We start from the raw sequence: 16,685 nt of genomic DNA, 5'->3' as shown, positions 1-16,685 counted from the left end.
TTTTTGGGAGTTTTGAATGCGTTATCTCGTTACTGGGGGCGCTGGTTTCGTCGGCAGTCATGTCGTTCTTGCTTTGCTGGACGCGGGTCATGAGGTTGTCGTTCTCGATAATCTGAGTACAGGCTACCGTGCAGCTGTTCCGGCTGGTGTTGCTTTCCACAAGGTGGATCTACTCGACTATCAGGCAACTGCAGAAGTTGTTGCCCAAGGGCCCTGGGATGGTGTTCTGCATTTTGCGGCTTTGTCCCTTGTCGGTGACAGTATGCGCGAACCGCTGCACTATCTGCGGCAGAATTATCTGACGGCGTTAAATCTCGTACAGGCTTGCGTCGAGCAGGGCGTGAAGAAAATAGTTTTTTCTTCTACCGCAGCTCTCTTCGGTGGGCCTGAACGCCTGGATCCTATCCCTGAAACCGCGCCGGTTCAGCCTGGGTCGCCTTACGGTGAGAGCAAGTTCATGATCGAACGTGTGCTCCACTGGGCTGACTCGATCTATGGTTTGAGGAGTGCCTGCCTACGGTATTTCAATGCCGCAGGTGCAGATCCGGAGGGACGGGCAGGGGAAGATCATCGCCCTGAAACCCACCTGATTCCCCTAACCATTGATGCCGCCCTAGGGCGGCGTCCAGCACTCAAGCTGTTTGGTACGGACTATCCTACCAGAGACGGTTCTTGTATCCGCGATTATATCCACGTCACAGATCTTGCTGATGCCCATGTGCGTGCGCTTGGCCAGATCGACCATCGTAGCGTCACGTATAATATCGGTAACGGGCAAGGATATTCGAATCTTGAAGTCATCCGCAGCGTAGAGCGAGTGAGCGGTCGGAAGGTTCCCTGGGAGGCAGCACCACGACGTCAGGGAGATCCTTCTTTACTTGTGGCTGATTCCACCACACTTCGGAAAGAGACTGGCTGGGAGCCGCGTTTTGGAGATCTCGATCGCATTGTGGAGACCGCGCTGCGTTGGCGTGAAAGTCATCCCAATGGATATGAAGTATAATCTGGCAAAAATTTTTAAAATTGGAATAACGTTATGAGATTTTGTATTGTCGGTGCTGGCTTCAGTGGAGCTATTATTGCCCGTCATCTTTCCGAGAAGGGCCATAAAGTCCTTCTTCTTGACGAGCGGTCCCACATCGCCGGAAACTGTCATACTGAACGTGACAAAGCGACGGGCGTGATGGTGCATCGTTATGGCCCGCACATTTTTCACACTGCTGACCAGCGTGCATGGGATTATATCCAGCAATTCGGGACGTTTCGGCCGTACATCAATCGTGTAAAGGCGATTTCCCAAGGGCGGATGTATACGCTTCCTGTCAATCTCCTGACGATCAATCAGTTCTTCAATACGACTATGTCTCCCAAAGAGGCTCGTGCCTTTATCGAGGAAAAGGCTGACACGTCGATCAAGGAGCCGAAGAACTTCGAAGAGCAGGCACTCTCGATGATCGGGCCGGAACTCTACAAAGCCTTTTTCTACGGATACACGAGGAAACAGTGGGGACTGGAACCGACTGAGCTGCCAGCTTCCATCCTCAAGAGGCTCCCGCTACGCTTCAATTATGATGATAATTACTTCAATCATCCGTATCAGGGTATGCCGGAAGAGGGGTACTCAGCCATTGTTGAAAACATCCTGAAATCCGAGAACATCGAGGTTCGCCTGAATACGAAGTTTGAGGATCTGTCCGAAGAATTCCGGCACGTTTTTTATACCGGTCCGATCGATCGTTATTTCGATTTCAGGCTTGGGCGCCTAGGCTACCGGACACTCGATTTCGAGCGCATCGATAGTGATGGCGACTATCAAGGTGCCGCAGTAATCAACTACTGTGATCAGGATGTGCCGTTTACGCGTATCTCAGAGCACAAGCATTTTGCTCCGTGGGAAGCAGATTCCCTGAAGAAAACGGTTTCTTTCCGGGAGTATAGTCGTTTGGCTGAACCGAAAGATGTCCCATATTATCCAATTAGACTCGCTAACGAAAAAACAATGCTTGACAGCTATATTTCCTTGGCGAGAGCTACCAAAGGCGTGTCCTTCTTGGGGCGCTTGGGTACTTACCGTTACTTGGACATGGATGTGACGATTTCAGAGGCTTTGAAAGCTTGTGATCAAATCGACGAGCTTCTGGCGGTAGACACTGTGCTGCCCGCATTCTTCATTGATCCTTCCTGAGTCGTTTTTTTTGTCTTGCGAGCCTTGCTATCCGTGTTTCGCGGAAGTGAGGCTTTGCGATATGAAACGTGTTAGTAAATTTTTGTAGGTAACGGTTCTTCCATGAATGTTCTTAATCGTACCCCAGAGGTAAGCAAGTATTCACATGCTGACCTTTTCCCGTTTTTTCCTATAAATTTCTCTCCAGACCAGAGAAGTAAGTCTCTGTATATGGTAAAGCCATATACAGACCTCGATGATAACGGGAACGTTATTGTTGAACGTGGGCGGGTGGTCACATTTGATGGTTTCATGACCGCGCTTTACGAGCGTGAAATTAACCATATTGTTCCGAATGCGAAGCTCTACCTAGAGCTTGAAGTACAAGGAAGCTGTCGTGTTGGCCTCTTTCATCGCTCTCAAGCCGGTGTGGTCACTGAATTCGCGATGGAAAAGCATGTCGGCAAAGATCCTCACGAAGTTCGTACAATTCGAATTGATTTCGACATTGTAGGGGCTGAGGCTAAACTTGGCCGCTGGTACTTTACGATTGAAGCGCTGGATTTCTATTCAGCGGCCCAGGAAACCAGTGAAAAGTCTGAAGCAGACGGCGGCACTCTCCTGCATAAAGCGTACCGGAGTGCATGGAATGCGCTGGGTGTCGAGGGAACGCCAACCGATGTCATTCTGCTCCGTGCGACGTGGGGCGTGTACAATGCGAAGCTGCAGGAAGTCCGCCCCTGCTTCGTAATTTGCACTTTCCGTCGTGAGAAGCAGCTTGCGGGCAATGTGGACCGTCTGGTCAGCGCACTTGAAGCAGAATACCCCGGTTACGGTATCATCATTGTTGATAATGCCCGGACGGTCGAACGTCAGGAACATTGGCCCGAAAACGTCCGCGTCATACAGCAGCGTAACGTTGGGGGGGCCGGCGGTTTCGGGCGCGGTATGTTTGAAGCTTTGGAAAACGGTGGCTACACACATATCGTGATGCTCGACGACGATGCCGACGTTGAGAAAACAGCCATCGCTCGTATGACCAACTTGTTCCGGCTCAGCCTGGACCCAGAAGTATTCATTGGCGGCGCACAACTGGATGTATACGACCCATCGCGTCTGGCAGACGGTGGTGCGCACTGGGTTCCAGACCGCTTCGAGCGTCCTTTCGCACGGCTTGCCCCAAGTGATCTTGGTGAGTTGTCCGCAAAAGATGCTCTCATGCGCAACCATTCGCTGAATTTTAACGGCTGGTGGCTGTTTGGCGGTCACGTGGATGGTTTCCGCAAGTTCGGAATGCCACTCCCGTGCTTTGTGCATCTGGATGATGTTGAATATGGCGTGCGTCTGACAATGCGCGGCGGCCATGTGCTGTCTATCCCGGGAATCGCAGTCTGGCATGAGCCGTATTATGCAAAACCCGAAGGTTGGTTCGCGTACTACAATATCCGCAATGAGCTGATTCGCCTCTCCTGCCATATTGAGGTGCTATATGCGCTTCTGGTCGGAGACAGCTTCGAGACGTCCCGCGAGGAGGTCGATAAGCGCATTGCCAAGATCATGCGTCGTGTTACGCGACTGCTTCTTCGACGCTTCCGTGGCTTTGCCGATATTTATCACTACGGTTCGGCCATGCTGCTTGTTCTGGCGATCGAAGACTTTCTTAAGGGGCCAGGTATCCTCGCGGATACGGATGCTGCGGATCTGCATGCAGACATCATGAAGGTCTATAAACGCTTCAATGCCAATCACCGCTTCGAGAAGTCTCTTCCGGTTGGTGTAATTCCGACCCCGCCTGGAACGTCTGACAAGTTCGTTGTTCCGTGGGTTAGCCGTACAAAACGTGGGCGAGGCGTTCTTCTGCGCGGCTACAATATCTATCAGCGCTTGAGCCGTAACGGGAATGTGTCACTAATCACCAGAAAGAAAACGCCACTTGATGCGATTTCTGCACGTCGCCGTCAGATGACAGTCTTCAATAGCCGGAATGATATTAACTGGCGCGATATTCGCTCCGGTCGCGACTGGGCGTACTATGATCCTCAGCAGATTGGGTATCATATTTTTTCGAATGATCCCGAGCTTTATAAGGAAGCGCGCGAGCGTCTGTCCAAGGCGCTGCGTGCTTACCGTAAGGACGTTTCTAGCATCCAGACTCAATGGGCAGACGAGTACGATCGTCTGATTTCAGAGCCATTCTGGCGCGATCTGGTTCAGACGTTCGATCGCGTCTGAATGTAAGGTTAATGCCAGCTTGGTATTTGTTGCAGCCTTCGAAAGCATCTTCATCCCTTGAGGTGTTTTCGAGGGACCTGTTCCCGCAGGCTTGGGCTGCTCATGCACGATTTAGGCATGTAGGGCTTCGAGTTCAGGCAAAAGCGGAACTGCTGGTAAAAGTTTACCGACACCTAAAAGGGGCGGCTCCAGAGCTAATTCTTGAAGTGCCTTCTGTGCAGGAGGAGATGGTCTTTGCTCTGCCGCCCCTGATTGAATGCGGGGATCGTCTCTCTTACACTCTGTATGAGGGAAAACGTGAAGTTCCGTTGCGGACCCAGGACATTGTAGTGGATTGGGTTTGTGATCGTCCTCCCGAACGTCAGGTCAGTATTGCGGTCGTAGTATGTACCCGAGATAGAGATACGCAACTTCAGGTGCTTGTTGACCAGATCGCTCCTCAGATGGAGGACCTGGAAAGTTGCATTATCGTCAATCAGGGAAAGAGTGCTCTCAGGGACCGATTGGTTCTGCGGGGCGATCAGGAAAAATATTGGATCTTCGAGCAAGAGAACCTAGGGGGAGCAGGCGGCTTTACTCGCGGGATCATGGAGGCTTTGAAGGACCAAAGTATTACGCATGTCCTGCTCATGGATGACGACGTAGAAGTTGATGTGGACTTGTTTTGCCGACTTCGTTCCGCCTTGGCATATTTCGCTTCTCCAAAGATATGCCTGGGCGGCGTAATGATCGATCTTGACCATCGGGATCGCCTCCTGTCTGTCGGGCATGGTTTTGATCCTATCAAGGCAATGACGACAGATTTTTTGCCTCGCGAGGGAGTGCGGCTAGGGGAGATGGAGGCTCGCTCCTTCCTCGAGCGACCTGTCGATGTCGATTTCTGCGGGTGGTGGTGCTTCTGTTTTCCTCGTCAGGCCGTAGAAGTTAGTGGGCTCCCACTGCCGTTGTTTCTTCGCGGAGACGATGCCGAATATGGTTTGCGCTTGAAGCGTGCAGGTTTTCCGACGGTTATGTGGCCAGGAATTTATGTTGCCCACCCGCATCTCCTGAATCAGACACGACCGTGGCATCAATATTACGATCGACGAAATGCGCTTATCTGTGCAGCACTTCAGTGCGGTTCCCTACCATCTCCGGCTATCATTCGGCTCGTTCGAGGTGTTTTTAACGCTATCGCTCTCTATCGCTATTCAGAGGCCCGTGCCGGAATTCAGGCGCTGCAAGCATATATTGATGGAGTAGAGGGGGTAGAACACTGGAGTGAGGAAAAACATCGGGCCCTTGTAAAAGATGATGAGGTGATGTGTCAGTCGTTGGAGCGGGGACAGGTTTCTTTAAAAGTGTTCCATACTGGTCTGTCACGAACCTTCATCACGGTTCTTCGGGTCTTGAGAGATATTCTGGCTCGGGAAAACGCTATGACCACTCCTGGTGTAAAGGTTGACGCTGCCAGTTGGAAGGTTGGAACACGTCGTCGCCCTGTCAGGGTATGGCTCTTTAGCGAAGGGCAGGTAACACAACTCTGGCGCGATCCTATTCAGGCGCGCGACATAGTGAAAAGTCTGCTTCGCGTAGTATTTTTTCTCGTAACGCACCCCCCCCGCAAGCCCGAAGCTCTACTGAGGTTGGCGACGCCAGCTTGGTGGGCCAAACGTCTAGGTCTTTCGATAAACTGAGTCTTTCTGGAGAGGAGAATTATCCAGAAAGCCTTCGGGGCGCGCTGCTGTTTCCAGCCAAGATCCATCAACTGGCGAGTAAGGTGGCGCTGCTCACCAGATCGAAATGGCCTTTTATAAAATAAAACGTGTTTTGCGATGACATTGAGTGGCTGAATTTTTTTGTCGATGTTCGTCAGCTACTTTGAACATCCGACCTGAAGTCAGATGCGGTAATGGTCATCCAGTGTAATGCCTCAGACTAAACCGAGACACGTCCAGACGAGGCATATCGCGTTTGAATACATCACGACGACGCATTTTTTAAGAAAGGACGGATTTTGATAAATCAAATAATTCTCTGAAAGATATGGGAATTTTCGATTTATCTGGCGGAGAGGGTGGGATTCGAACCCACGGTACGCTTCCACGCACGGCGGTTTTCAAGACCGCTGCCTTAAACCACTCGGCCACCTCTCCAGACCCCGACTGTAAAATCGGGAGTCGTGTCCTGCGTGCAGGACGTAGGCGGCTACATGCGATGAGATGGCGCTCACGTCAAGCCTCCTTCTTTGTTACATACCTTGGAGGGGTTTACTCTTCGAAACAGGACATGGGGCGTTTTGTAACGAAAAAACTGTCATCTTGAAGGGAATGGGGCGGGAACGCTTTTTCGCCTCTCATCACCATCAAGGATATAGCATCCATGACGGCATTTCGTCTTTCTGTTCTCCTCCCGGCTCTAGCTTCCGTCGGGCTGTTGGCTGGTTCCGCTCTGGCGCACGCCCATCCGGGAGTGCCTGGACCGCAGCCTGATGGCATGCACGGCAGGCCGGGCCCTGGGGGCATGCTTCCGCCGTTCCCGCCGGGAATAACTCTGACTGAGGCCCAGAAGGCTCAGGTCCATAAGATTTTCAGTCAAGATCATGAGGAGATGAAGGCTCGGCATGAAAAGCTGAAGTCTCTTCGGGACAAGATCCGCACGGCTCTTTCTGTAGAGGGTGATCTGGATCGTACGCTTCTCGCTGATCTGACCAAGCAGGAATCCGACCTGCATGTGCAGGAAGCGCAGGCTCGACTGGAGACGCAGGAGAAGCTTCATGATATCCTGACGCCTGAGCAGCGCCGCCAGGCGAACGCGACCATGGAGAAAATTCGTTCGCTCCATGATCAGTTGGACGCCATTATGGGCCATCCGCCCGAAGACGGGCCGCCGCCTGCACCCTGATTTCTAAGGTTGAGGCGCTCTATTGCTTGACGTCCGCGTCACGAAGCGATAGAGCGAACCTGTTTCCGGACACGCCACATCGCGAAGGCTCGCGCAGTGGCGTGTTTCTGCTTGCTATAAGGTGGCCCGTTGTTCGATCAACTCTCAGGTAAGATGTCCGGTGTCCTCGAAGGGCTTTCCAAGAATGGAAAGCTCTCGGAGGCTGATGTCACCGAGGCCATGCGTGAAGTTCGTCTCGCGATGCTGGAGGCGGACGTCGCGCTGCCTGTCGTGCGGGACTTCGTCAATAAGGTGCGTGAGCGTGCAGTTGGTCATGAAGTGCTGGAAAGCGTTTCTCCTGGCCAGGCTGTCGCCAAAATCGTTAACGATGCCCTGATTGACGCGCTCGGCGGCGCCGGTGTTGCTCCTCTGAATCTCTCAGCCGTGCCGCCAGTTCCATTACTGATGGTTGGTCTGCAGGGTTCGGGAAAGACCACGACGTCGGGTAAGATCGCCCTGCGTCTCTCTTCCCGTGAGCGCAAGAAGATTCTTCTGGCGAGCTTGGACGTGCAGCGTCCAGCAGCGCAGCTCCAGCTTCAGCAGCTTGCTGAGCGCGTTAACGCGATTACGGGGCTGGTGAAGTCTCTGCCAATCGTAGCGGGGCAGTCGCCGGTAGATATCGCGAAGCGTGCGCTGGAAACAGCCCGTCGCGAAGGCTACGATATCGTCATTCTCGATACCGCTGGCCGACTGTCTATCGACGAAGCTCTGATGGACGAGGTTCGGGAGATCCGTTCTGTCACGAACCCGGCAGAAACGCTGTTGGTCGTGGACGCGATGACGGGGCAGGACGCGGTCAATACAGCCAAGTCCTTCAATGAAGCCGTCGGTATTACTGGCGTCGTCATGAGCCGAATGGATGGTGATGCCCGTGGCGGTGCCGCACTGTCCATGAAGGCCATTACGGGCGCACCGATCAAGCTGACGGGGTCTGGCGAAAAGCTGGAAGCGCTCGAAGAATTCCATCCGGAACGTGTGGCTGGTCGCATTCTGGGGTTGGGTGACGTTGCTGGCCTCGTGGAACGCGCAGCGGAAACGCTCGACCACGAAGAAGGCGAGCGCGTAGCCAAAAAGATGCTCGCCGGTAAGTTTGATCTGGATGACTACGTGTCCCAGATCAACCAGATCAACCGTATGGGGTCGATCTCGGGCATTCTCGGCATGCTTCCTGGTATGGGCAAGATCAAGGATATGCTGGGTGACAAGGAGATCGACACGTCGATTTTCAAACGTCACAAGGCCATCATTTCTTCGATGACCAAGCAGGAGCGCAAAACGCCGGGAATCATCAAGGCATCCCGTAAAAAGCGGATCGCCTCAGGTTCTGGAACGACGGTTCAGGAAGTGAACCGTCTGCTCAAGCAGTTTGACGACATGTCCACAATGATGAAGCGCATCAGCAAAATGGGCCTTGGTGGCCTGATGCGCGGAATGGGTGGGGCAGGTGGTCTGGCCGACATGATGAAGGGAATGGGCAAGCCCGGTGGGCGCCCGCCTTTCGTCTGATCAGCATCAAGTTTTCAAGTTTGTCTTTCAGGAGTTTTTCATGAGCCTCAAGATTCGTCTTTCACGCGCTGGTGCCAAGAAGCGTCCGTACTACCACATCGTCGTTGCAGACAGCCGCAGCCCGCGCGATGGCCGTTTCATCGAAAAGGTTGGCGCATACAACCCAATGCTGCCGTCCGACCATGCTGATCGTATCCGCCTTGACGGCGAGCGCATCCAGCATTGGCTGTCCAACGGCGCGCAGGCAACTGACCGCGTTGCACGTTTCCTTGGTAACGCTGGTCTGGCTCCGAAGCCTGCTTACAACGAGCAGCCGAAGAAGTCCGCTCCGAAGGCCAAGGCTCAGGCTCGCGCTGCAGAAGCAGCCGCTGCTGCAGCTGCCGCAGCCTGATCTACTGCTGACGTTTCAGGACGCTTGATCCGTGCCACCCTTTAAACCTGACAGTGATGTCCTGATCGCGACCATCGGTCGTCCGCATGGAGTGCGCGGTCTGGTTCATCTTCATGCTGCTACTGATGATCCGGCTTCTGTCGAGATGTTCGGTGCGCTGCATGATGCGCGTGGGGTTGTATGGACAGCAAGCTGGGTTTCTCCGGGAGTGGCTGCTCTGACAGATGCTCAGGGGAACACTCTGCCAGACCGCACAGCTGCCGAACGACTGGTTAACCGTCGTTTATATGTTGCGCGTGAGCTTCTGCCTGCTGTCGAGGAAGACGAGTTCTATCATGCCGACCTGATCGGCATGACCGCAGTTTCCGAAGATGGCGAAGTGCTTGGAACCGTCTCTATAGTTCATGACTATGGTGCGGGGGTCAGCATCGAGATTGATCGAGGTCTGATCGTTCCATTCACGCTGGCCTGTGTGCCGCATGTCGATCTCGCGCACCGTCGCGTCACCGTCGTGCCGCCAGTTGAAGTCGAGGTCGAAGGTGATCTCGATGGAGAGGTACAAGTCCGGGCATGAGTTGGCGCGCTGATATCCTGACCCTGTTTCCGGACATGTTTCCGGGGCCGCTTGGGTTTTCCCTGGCGGGCAGGGCGCTCGAACGTGGCATCTGGTCCTGTGAAGCGCATGACCTGCGTGCTCACGGACAGGGCCGCCATCGTGCGGTGGATGATACGCCGTTTGGTGGTGGAGCCGGCATGGTGATGCGGGCGGATGTGTTGGATACGGCTCTTTCGGCGCTTCCGGCGCTGGATGGTCGACCCGTCATCTACCCAACACCCCGCGGACGTCGTCTCTCGCATGAAGATGCAGAGCGGTTTGTGGCTGGCCCAGGTGTTGTCGTCCTCTGCGGGCGTTTTGAAGGGGTAGACGAGCGCGTACTGGAAAAGCACGACATCGAACAGTTCAGTATGGGCGATGTCGTACTGTCAGGCGGAGAAATTCCTGCTCTGACTCTTCTGGATGCGTGTGTACGGCTGCTTCCCGGAGTTATGGGGTCTGAGATCAGCGGACAGGACGAGAGTTTTGCCGAAGGTCTGCTAGAATACCCGCAATATACCAAGCCGGCAGTCTGGGATGGGCGCGAAGTGCCTGAAATCCTTCTGTCCGGCCATCACGGCGCCATTGCCCGCTGGCGTCATGAACAGTCAATCGCAGTCACGAAGGCGCGTCGCCCCGATCTCTGGGATGCGTACCTGGCGCGACAGCAGGTTCATTGAATTTTTGTTTCCAGGAGTTTGGTCATGAACATTATCCAGCAGTACGAGGCGCGCGAAATCGAGCGTCTTTCCGCGGCTCGCGCCGTTCCGGAATTCATCGCAGGTGACACGGTTCGCGTTGGCGTCCGCGTTGTTGAAGGTACGCGTGAGCGCGTGCAGAACTTCGAAGGCGTTGTCATTGCCCGTTCCAACAAGGGCCTGAACAGCAACTTTACGGTTCGCAAGATTTCCAACGGTGAAGGCGTGGAGCGTGTGTTCCCGCTGTACGCTCCGTCCCTTGCCAGCATTGAAGTGGTGCGTCGTGGTAAGGTGCGTCGCGCAAAGCTGTACTACCTGCGTGGCCGTTCGGGTAAGTCTGCACGTATTGCAGAGCGCCCGCGCGATCTGCCGAAGACTGGCGAAAAAGCCGCTTCCTAAGTCAAGGTTGGAGTATAAGGATGCCCGTTTCTTCTTCGCCCAGAACCCTGTTTGACAAGATCTGGGCCGATCACGTTGTTGACCGCCTCGAAGACGGGACGTGCATCCTATACATCGACCGTCACCTCGTTCACGAGGTGACAAGCCCGCAGGCTTTTGAAGGTCTGCGGATGGCCGGACGTCGCCTTCGCCGTCCGGACGCAACAGTCGCCGTGGTGGACCACAACGTCCCCACGTCCGACCGTTCCCAGCCGATTGAAGAGCCGGAAAGCCGTCTCCAGATCGAAACGCTGGAGAAGAATGTCGCTGAGTTCGGCGTTCCCTATTTCCCGCTGCGTTCCGCGTCTCAAGGCATCGTTCACGTTGTCGGGCCCGAGCAGGGCATTTCCCTGCCAGGTATGACGATTGTTTGCGGTGACAGTCATACCTCGACGCACGGCGCACTCGGCGCCCTTGCATTTGGTATCGGCACGTCTGAAGTCGAACACGTCATGGCGACCCAAACGCTACTTCAGAAGCCCGCAAAAAACATGCGTGTTTCTGTTGAGGGTAAAGTAGGTCCGGGCGTGACAGCCAAGGACATCATGCTGGCCATTATCGGTAAGATCGGTACGGCAGGTGGCACCGGGCATGTGATTGAATTTGCCGGCTCTGCAATCCGCGATCTGGACATGGCAGGGCGTATGACGCTCTGCAACATGTCCATTGAGGGCGGCGCAAAGGCTGGTCTGGTTGCTCCCGACGAAACGACTTTTGCCTATGTGAATGGCCGTCCATTTGCCCCGAAGGGTGAAGCGTTCGAGCAGGCGTGTGCTTACTGGCGTACACTGGCATCGGATGAAGGCGCTCATTTCGACACGGAAGTGACGTTGAAGGCCGAGGACATTGTGCCTTCCGTCACTTGGGGTAACAGCCCACAGGACGTTCTGCCGATTGATGGCATCGTGCCGTCCCCATCAGACTTCAAAGACCCCGCGCAGGCTGCGCAGGTTCAGCGCGCTCTGGATTACATGGGTTTGACGGCTGGCCAGAAGATTGCTGGAACACCAGTAGATGTCGTGTTCATCGGCTCCTGCACCAACAGCCGTCTGGAAGATCTGCGAGCTGCTGCTGAAGTTGTGCGCGGGCGGCATGTTGCGGCAACAGTTCGTGCCATGATCGTTCCAGGTTCAGGCCTTGTGAAGGCTGCTGCCGAAGCCGAAGGGCTGGACAAGATTTTCCTTGATGCCGGTTTTGAATGGCGCGAGGCAGGCTGTTCGATGTGCCTGGGGATGAACCCGGATCGTCTGACGCCGGGACAGCGTTGCGCTTCTACATCCAATCGTAACTTTGAAGGTCGTCAGGGGCCGGGCGGCAGAACGCATCTGTGCTCACCGTCCATGGCTGCTGCGGCGGCTGTCACGGGCACGCTATGTGATGTGCGTGAGCTGATGAAGGAAACCGTCTGATGGACAAGTTCACGGAACTGACCGCCATTGCGGCTCCGATGCCGAGTGAGAATATCGACACCGATCAGATCATTCCGGCACGCTTTCTGAAGACTATCCAGCGCACGGGTCTTGGCAAGAACGCCTTTGCCGCGCAGCGCTACGACGAGAATGGCAACGAGAACCCGGACTTTGTGCTGAACAAAGAGCCGTATCGTCAGGCTGAAATCCTCATCACCTATGACAATCTCGGTTGCGGCTCGTCTCGTGAGCATGCGCCGTGGGCTCTGCTGGATTTCGGCATCCGCTGTGTCATCGCGCCGAGCTTTGCCGACATTTTTTTCAATAACTGTTTCAAGAACGGTATCCTGCCGATCCGTTTGCCACGGGAAATCTGTGACGAACTGATGGGTGATGCACGCCAGGGTTCGAATTCCCGTCTGACGGTCGATCTGGAAAAGCAGATCATCATTCGCCCCGACGGGAATGTTGTGCCGTTTGAGGTTGATCCCTTCCGCCGTCACATGCTGCTCGAAGGTCTGGACGATATTGGCCAGACGCTGGCGCATGATGCGGAAATCAGCAGCTTTGAACATCAGGCCAGCCGCGCATGGGTGCCGTCAATCAGCATGGGAACTGCAAAATGAGTGAAGCCCACAAGCTTCTTGTTCTTGCCGGTGATGGTATCGGCCCGGAAGTCATGCGTGAAGTTGCACGGATTGTGCATTGGCTGGACGCAAACCGTGGCCTGAAGCTGGACATCACGGAAGAGCTCGTTGGCGCGGCTTCCCTTGCGGTCCATGGCGTTCCTATCCGTGATGAGGTTATCGACCTTGCCCGGAAGTCTGATGCGGTTCTGTTTGGCTCGGTTGGTGATCCGGCCTGGGGCCATGTCGGGTTCGACAAGCGCCCTGAAGTGGCCATTCTGAAGCTGCGCAAGGAGCTTGAGCTTTTCGCAAACCTTCGTCCGGCCCAGCTTTTTGATGCGCTTATTGATGCGTCTGCTCTGAAGCCGGAAGTGGTGCGCGGGCTGGATATCATGATCGTCCGTGAGACGGTCGGTGGTATCTATTTCGGTGAGCCGCGTGGTATCGAGACCCTTCCGGATGGTTCCCGCCGTGGGATCAACACGGAAGTTTACACGACGTCCGAAATCGAGCGTGTTGCCCGCGTTGCTTTCGAGATGGCCCGTCAGCGCGGCAATCGCGTCTGTTCCGTCGAGAAGTGCAATGTGATGGAAAGCGGCCTCCTGTGGAAGGAAGTCGTCACGGATCTGCACAAGCGCGAATATCAGGATGTGGAACTGTCCCACATGCTGGCCGATAACTGCGCCATGCAGCTCGTTCGTAACCCGAACCAGTTTGATGTGATCGTTACGGGCAACCTGTTCGGCGATATTCTGTCCGATCTGGCGTCAATGCTCACGGGTTCTCTGGGTATGCTGCCGTCTGCAACGCTCGGTATCGTGCGTGAAGATGGCAAGCGCAATGCGCTGTATGAGCCGATCCATGGCAGCGCGCCGGATATCGCTGGCAAGGGTATTGCAAACCCGCTGGCACAGATCCTGTCTTTTGCGATGCTGCTACGTTACTCGCTCAACCGGGGTGAGGATGCGGAACTGATCGAAAAGGCTGTGTCTAATGTTCTGGCAAGCGGCCTGCGCACTGCTGACATCATGTCTCCGGGCATGGCTCGCGTTGGTACGGATATGATGGGACAGGCCGTCCTGCGCGAAATGGAAAAGCTGGCCTGATTTTACCTTAGATTGTTTCTGCTTAAGGGCCGGGTAGTTCCATAAAGGAGTCGCCCGGCTTTTTTTGTGCACAAAAAACGTGTCAGTCATGTGCCGATGGGCTGTGGTCAAATGAGGGCGGACGGCGCTAGGGTCTCTGCGCGATAAAGCCACCGGGAACCCATCATGTCTCTCATTGCCGACCGTCTGAACCGTATCCTGCCGAGCCAGACGATTGCGATTACCCAGAAAGCCCGTGCCCTGAAGGCAGAGGGCCGCGATATTATCAGTCTTTCAGCTGGTGAGCCGGATTTTGATACGCCGGATTTCGTCAAGCAGGCCGCCATTCGGGCCATTCAGAATGGCGAGACGAAATATACGGATGTTGCAGGTACGATGCCGCTGCGTGAAGCCGTTGCGGCCCGACTGAACGCTGATTTCGATCTGGATTACCGCCCCGAGGAAATTTGCGTTTCAACGGGTGGCAAGCAGGTTATTTATAATGTGATGGTTGCTACTCTGAATGCGGGCGACGAAGTCATCATTCCGGCCCCGGCCTGGGTGTCTTACCCTGATATCGTCTCACTGGCAGACGGAACACCTGTCGTAATCCAGACAACGGCTGAGAACGGTTTCCGCCTGACGGCGGACCAGCTTCGCGCTGCCATTACGCCCAAGACGAAATGGCTGATGCTGAACTCGCCCTGCAATCCGACAGGTGCAGCTTATGACGAACATCACCTAAAGGCGCTGACTGAGGTTCTGTTGGAGCATCCGCATGTGTGGATCCTGACGGACGATATGTACGCCAAGCTGATGTATGAAGGCGCCGTGGCCAAGACGTTTGTGCAGGTTGAACCGCGTCTGCGGGACCGGACGGTGACGATGAATGGCGTGTCCAAGGCCTATGCCATGACCGGTTGGCGGATTGGCTTTTCCGCAGCGCCTGTGGAGCTGACGCGCCAGCTGATCAAGCTGCAAGGACAGAGCACGAGCAATCCATGCTCCATTGCTCAGGCTGCGGCCAAGGAGGCCGTTTCAGGCCCGCAGGATTTCATTGGGGAAATGGTGAGCGTTTATGAGCAGCGCCGCAATCTTGTGGTGTCCATGCTCAATGACGCACTTGGCCTGAGCTGTGCAAAGCCGGAAGGAGCGTTTTACGTCTTCCCATCCATCGAGGGAACGCTTGGAAAAACGAGTAAGGGTGGTCATCTGATCGACAGTGACGAGGCCTTTGTTACGGCTCTTCTGGATGAGACGGGCGTTGCCGCAGTTCACGGAAGTGCTTTCCTGACGCCCGGATATTTCCGGATTTCCTATGCCACCAGCACCGAGCTTCTGAAGGAAGCCTGCACCCGCATTCAGCAGTTCTGTCAGGGCCTGTCATGACGTTTCGTATTGCATCCCGTCTGGCAACACTCCCCAAGCCAGCCACTATCGCTATGGCAGCGCGGGCCCGCGAATTGCGGGCAGAGGGTGAAGACGTCATTTCACTTGCCCTTGGACAGCCGGATTTTCCATCACCGCCAGAAGCCATTGAAGCCGCTTATGCCGCCGGGTTGGCTGGTGATACGGGTTATCCTCCTATTCCGGGCCAAAAGGCGCTGATTGACGCTATTATTCATAAGTTCAAGCGGGATAATGATCTGACGGTCACGTCCGACCGTATTATGGTGGCCAATGGGGGCAAACAGGTCATCTATAATGCTTTTGCGGCAACGCTGGATGACGGGGACGAAGTTATCGTTCCTGCGCCTTATTGGGTCAGCTATCCACTGATTGCCCGGATGCTGGGTGGGACGGCAGTTGAAATTTCCTGCCCGGAAGAAAATGGTTTCCGGCCTGACGCAGCGACAATCAAGGCTGCGATTACGCCTAAAACCCGTTGGCTGGTTCTCAATTTTCCGAACAATCCCACCGGTGCCATCCTTGAACGTCATGACCTTGAAGCCATTGCCGATGTCTTGCGCGAGGCGCCGCATGTTCTTGTCATGTCTGATGAAATTTACGAGCACCTGACGTTTGATGGTCGCAGGCATCTGTCCATCTTGCAGGTAGCGCCTGATCTGGCAGACCGCATTCTTGTCATTAACGGTATGGCCAAGGCTTATGCCATGACGGGCTGGCGCGTCGGTTTTGCATGTGGTCCGACACCGCTCATAAAGGCGATGATTGCAGTTCAGGGGAACACAACGTCCGGTGTCTGCACGCTTGCTCAGGCAGGCTCTGCCGCAGCGTTGAAAGGTGGGCTGGATCGTATTCAGCAGATGCGCGAAACTTACCAGCGTCGTCGGGATAACATGGTTGAAGCGCTTCAGGCCATTCCAGGGCTGACATGTGCCGTTCCGGAAGGCGCTTTCTACGTTTATCCAGGTGTTGGCGGACTGATTGGCGGCACTTCTGCCAGTGGGCGATTGCTGAATACGGATGTGGCGTTTGCAGAGGCCTTGCTTGAAGAGGCTCATGTTGCGACCGTTCCGGGAACTGCGTTTGGCTTTAGCCCTTATCTGCGCCTCTCATGTGCAGCGTCCGATGACCAGCTTGCGGAGGCATGTCGCCGCATTGATGGGTTTGTAAAAGGTATCCGCAAAACCTGAGAAGCATGGACGGAAACGGAGC

15 protein-coding genes and 1 tRNA gene are annotated in these 16,685 nt (G+C 54.9%); 15 read left to right on the top strand and 1 reads right to left on the bottom strand.

What is annotated here, in order from left to right; all coding sequences use genetic code 11:
* Positions 1–16 precede the first annotated feature (16 nt).
* The 4 genes from galE to KP705_RS06760 all read left to right on the top strand — a co-directional run bounded on the left by galE (position 17) and on the right by KP705_RS06760 (position 6,072).
* Positions 17–1,003, top strand: coding sequence for a UDP-glucose 4-epimerase GalE (galE, locus tag KP705_RS06775; protein WP_064273072.1), 987 nt, complete (start codon positions 17–19; stop codon positions 1,001–1,003).
* A 33-nt stretch (positions 1,004–1,036) separates the two neighbouring features.
* Positions 1,037–2,185, top strand: coding sequence for a UDP-galactopyranose mutase (gene glf / locus KP705_RS06770; protein ID WP_215764209.1), 1,149 nt, complete (start codon positions 1,037–1,039; stop codon positions 2,183–2,185).
* A 210-nt stretch (positions 2,186–2,395) separates the two neighbouring features.
* Positions 2,396–4,396 carry a glycosyltransferase gene (locus tag KP705_RS06765; protein WP_232309049.1) on the top strand — a complete coding sequence of 667 codons (2,001 nt, stop codon included), beginning with the start codon at positions 2,396–2,398 and terminating at the stop codon, positions 4,394–4,396.
* A gap of 11 nt (positions 4,397–4,407) precedes the next feature.
* Complete coding sequence (locus tag KP705_RS06760) at positions 4,408–6,072, top strand: glycosyltransferase (protein ID WP_215764208.1); 1,665 nt, start codon at positions 4,408–4,410, stop codon at positions 6,070–6,072.
* A gap of 369 nt (positions 6,073–6,441) precedes the next feature.
* Here the strand turns inward: KP705_RS06760 and KP705_RS06755 are convergent.
* Positions 6,442–6,531 (bottom strand) — tRNA-Ser (locus tag KP705_RS06755).
* Positions 6,532–6,757: 226 nt separating this feature from the next.
* Here KP705_RS06755 and KP705_RS06750 point away from each other — a divergent pair.
* The 11 genes from KP705_RS06750 to KP705_RS06700 all read left to right on the top strand — a co-directional run bounded on the left by KP705_RS06750 (position 6,758) and on the right by KP705_RS06700 (position 16,663).
* Positions 6,758–7,279 carry a Spy/CpxP family protein refolding chaperone gene (locus tag KP705_RS06750; RefSeq protein ID WP_215764207.1) on the top strand — a complete coding sequence of 174 codons (522 nt, stop codon included), beginning with the start codon at positions 6,758–6,760 and terminating at the stop codon, positions 7,277–7,279.
* A 129-nt stretch (positions 7,280–7,408) separates the two neighbouring features.
* A complete protein-coding gene (gene ffh / locus KP705_RS06745; RefSeq protein WP_064273075.1) occupies positions 7,409–8,824 on the top strand; it encodes a signal recognition particle protein in 1,416 nt (471 codons plus the stop codon).
* Between the two features lie 40 nt (positions 8,825–8,864).
* Entirely contained in the window at positions 8,865–9,215 is a 351-nt protein-coding gene (rpsP, locus tag KP705_RS06740) for a 30S ribosomal protein S16 (protein WP_046902042.1), read from the top strand.
* Positions 9,216–9,246: 31 nt separating this feature from the next.
* Positions 9,247–9,789, top strand: coding sequence for a ribosome maturation factor RimM (gene rimM / locus KP705_RS06735; RefSeq protein ID WP_046901337.1), 543 nt, complete (start codon positions 9,247–9,249; stop codon positions 9,787–9,789).
* Positions 9,786–10,490: a tRNA (guanosine(37)-N1)-methyltransferase TrmD gene (gene trmD, locus KP705_RS06730; protein WP_046901338.1), complete on the top strand. Its 705-nt coding sequence runs from the start codon at positions 9,786–9,788 to the stop codon at positions 10,488–10,490. The genes rimM and trmD overlap by 4 nt, the downstream gene beginning before the upstream one ends.
* Before the next feature lie 24 nt (positions 10,491–10,514).
* Positions 10,515–10,907 (top strand): 50S ribosomal protein L19, encoded by a 393-nt coding sequence (rplS, locus tag KP705_RS06725; RefSeq protein WP_046901339.1) that lies wholly within the window; start codon positions 10,515–10,517, stop codon positions 10,905–10,907.
* A 20-nt stretch (positions 10,908–10,927) separates the two neighbouring features.
* Entirely contained in the window at positions 10,928–12,355 is a 1,428-nt protein-coding gene (gene leuC, locus KP705_RS06720; RefSeq protein WP_046901340.1) for a 3-isopropylmalate dehydratase large subunit, read from the top strand.
* Positions 12,355–12,981 carry a 3-isopropylmalate dehydratase small subunit gene (gene leuD, locus KP705_RS06715; protein ID WP_046901341.1) on the top strand — a complete coding sequence of 209 codons (627 nt, stop codon included), beginning with the start codon at positions 12,355–12,357 and terminating at the stop codon, positions 12,979–12,981. Before leuC ends, leuD begins: the two co-directional genes overlap by 1 nt.
* Entirely contained in the window at positions 12,978–14,087 is a 1,110-nt protein-coding gene (gene leuB, locus KP705_RS06710) for a 3-isopropylmalate dehydrogenase (protein ID WP_046901342.1), read from the top strand. The genes leuD and leuB overlap by 4 nt, the downstream gene beginning before the upstream one ends.
* Before the next feature lie 165 nt (positions 14,088–14,252).
* Positions 14,253–15,455, top strand: coding sequence for a pyridoxal phosphate-dependent aminotransferase (locus tag KP705_RS06705; RefSeq protein ID WP_046901343.1), 1,203 nt, complete (start codon positions 14,253–14,255; stop codon positions 15,453–15,455).
* Entirely contained in the window at positions 15,452–16,663 is a 1,212-nt protein-coding gene (locus tag KP705_RS06700; RefSeq protein ID WP_215764206.1) for a pyridoxal phosphate-dependent aminotransferase, read from the top strand. The genes KP705_RS06705 and KP705_RS06700 overlap by 4 nt, the downstream gene beginning before the upstream one ends.
* The last annotated feature ends 22 nt before the right edge of the window (positions 16,664–16,685 follow it).

The sequence above is a fragment of the Gluconobacter sp. P1D12_c genome (assembly GCF_018812105.1).
Taxonomy (GTDB): Bacteria; Pseudomonadota; Alphaproteobacteria; order Acetobacterales; family Acetobacteraceae; genus Gluconobacter; species Gluconobacter oxydans_A.
Note: the sequence above shows the minus strand (reverse complement) of the source record. Positions and strands in the feature narration are given on the sequence as shown.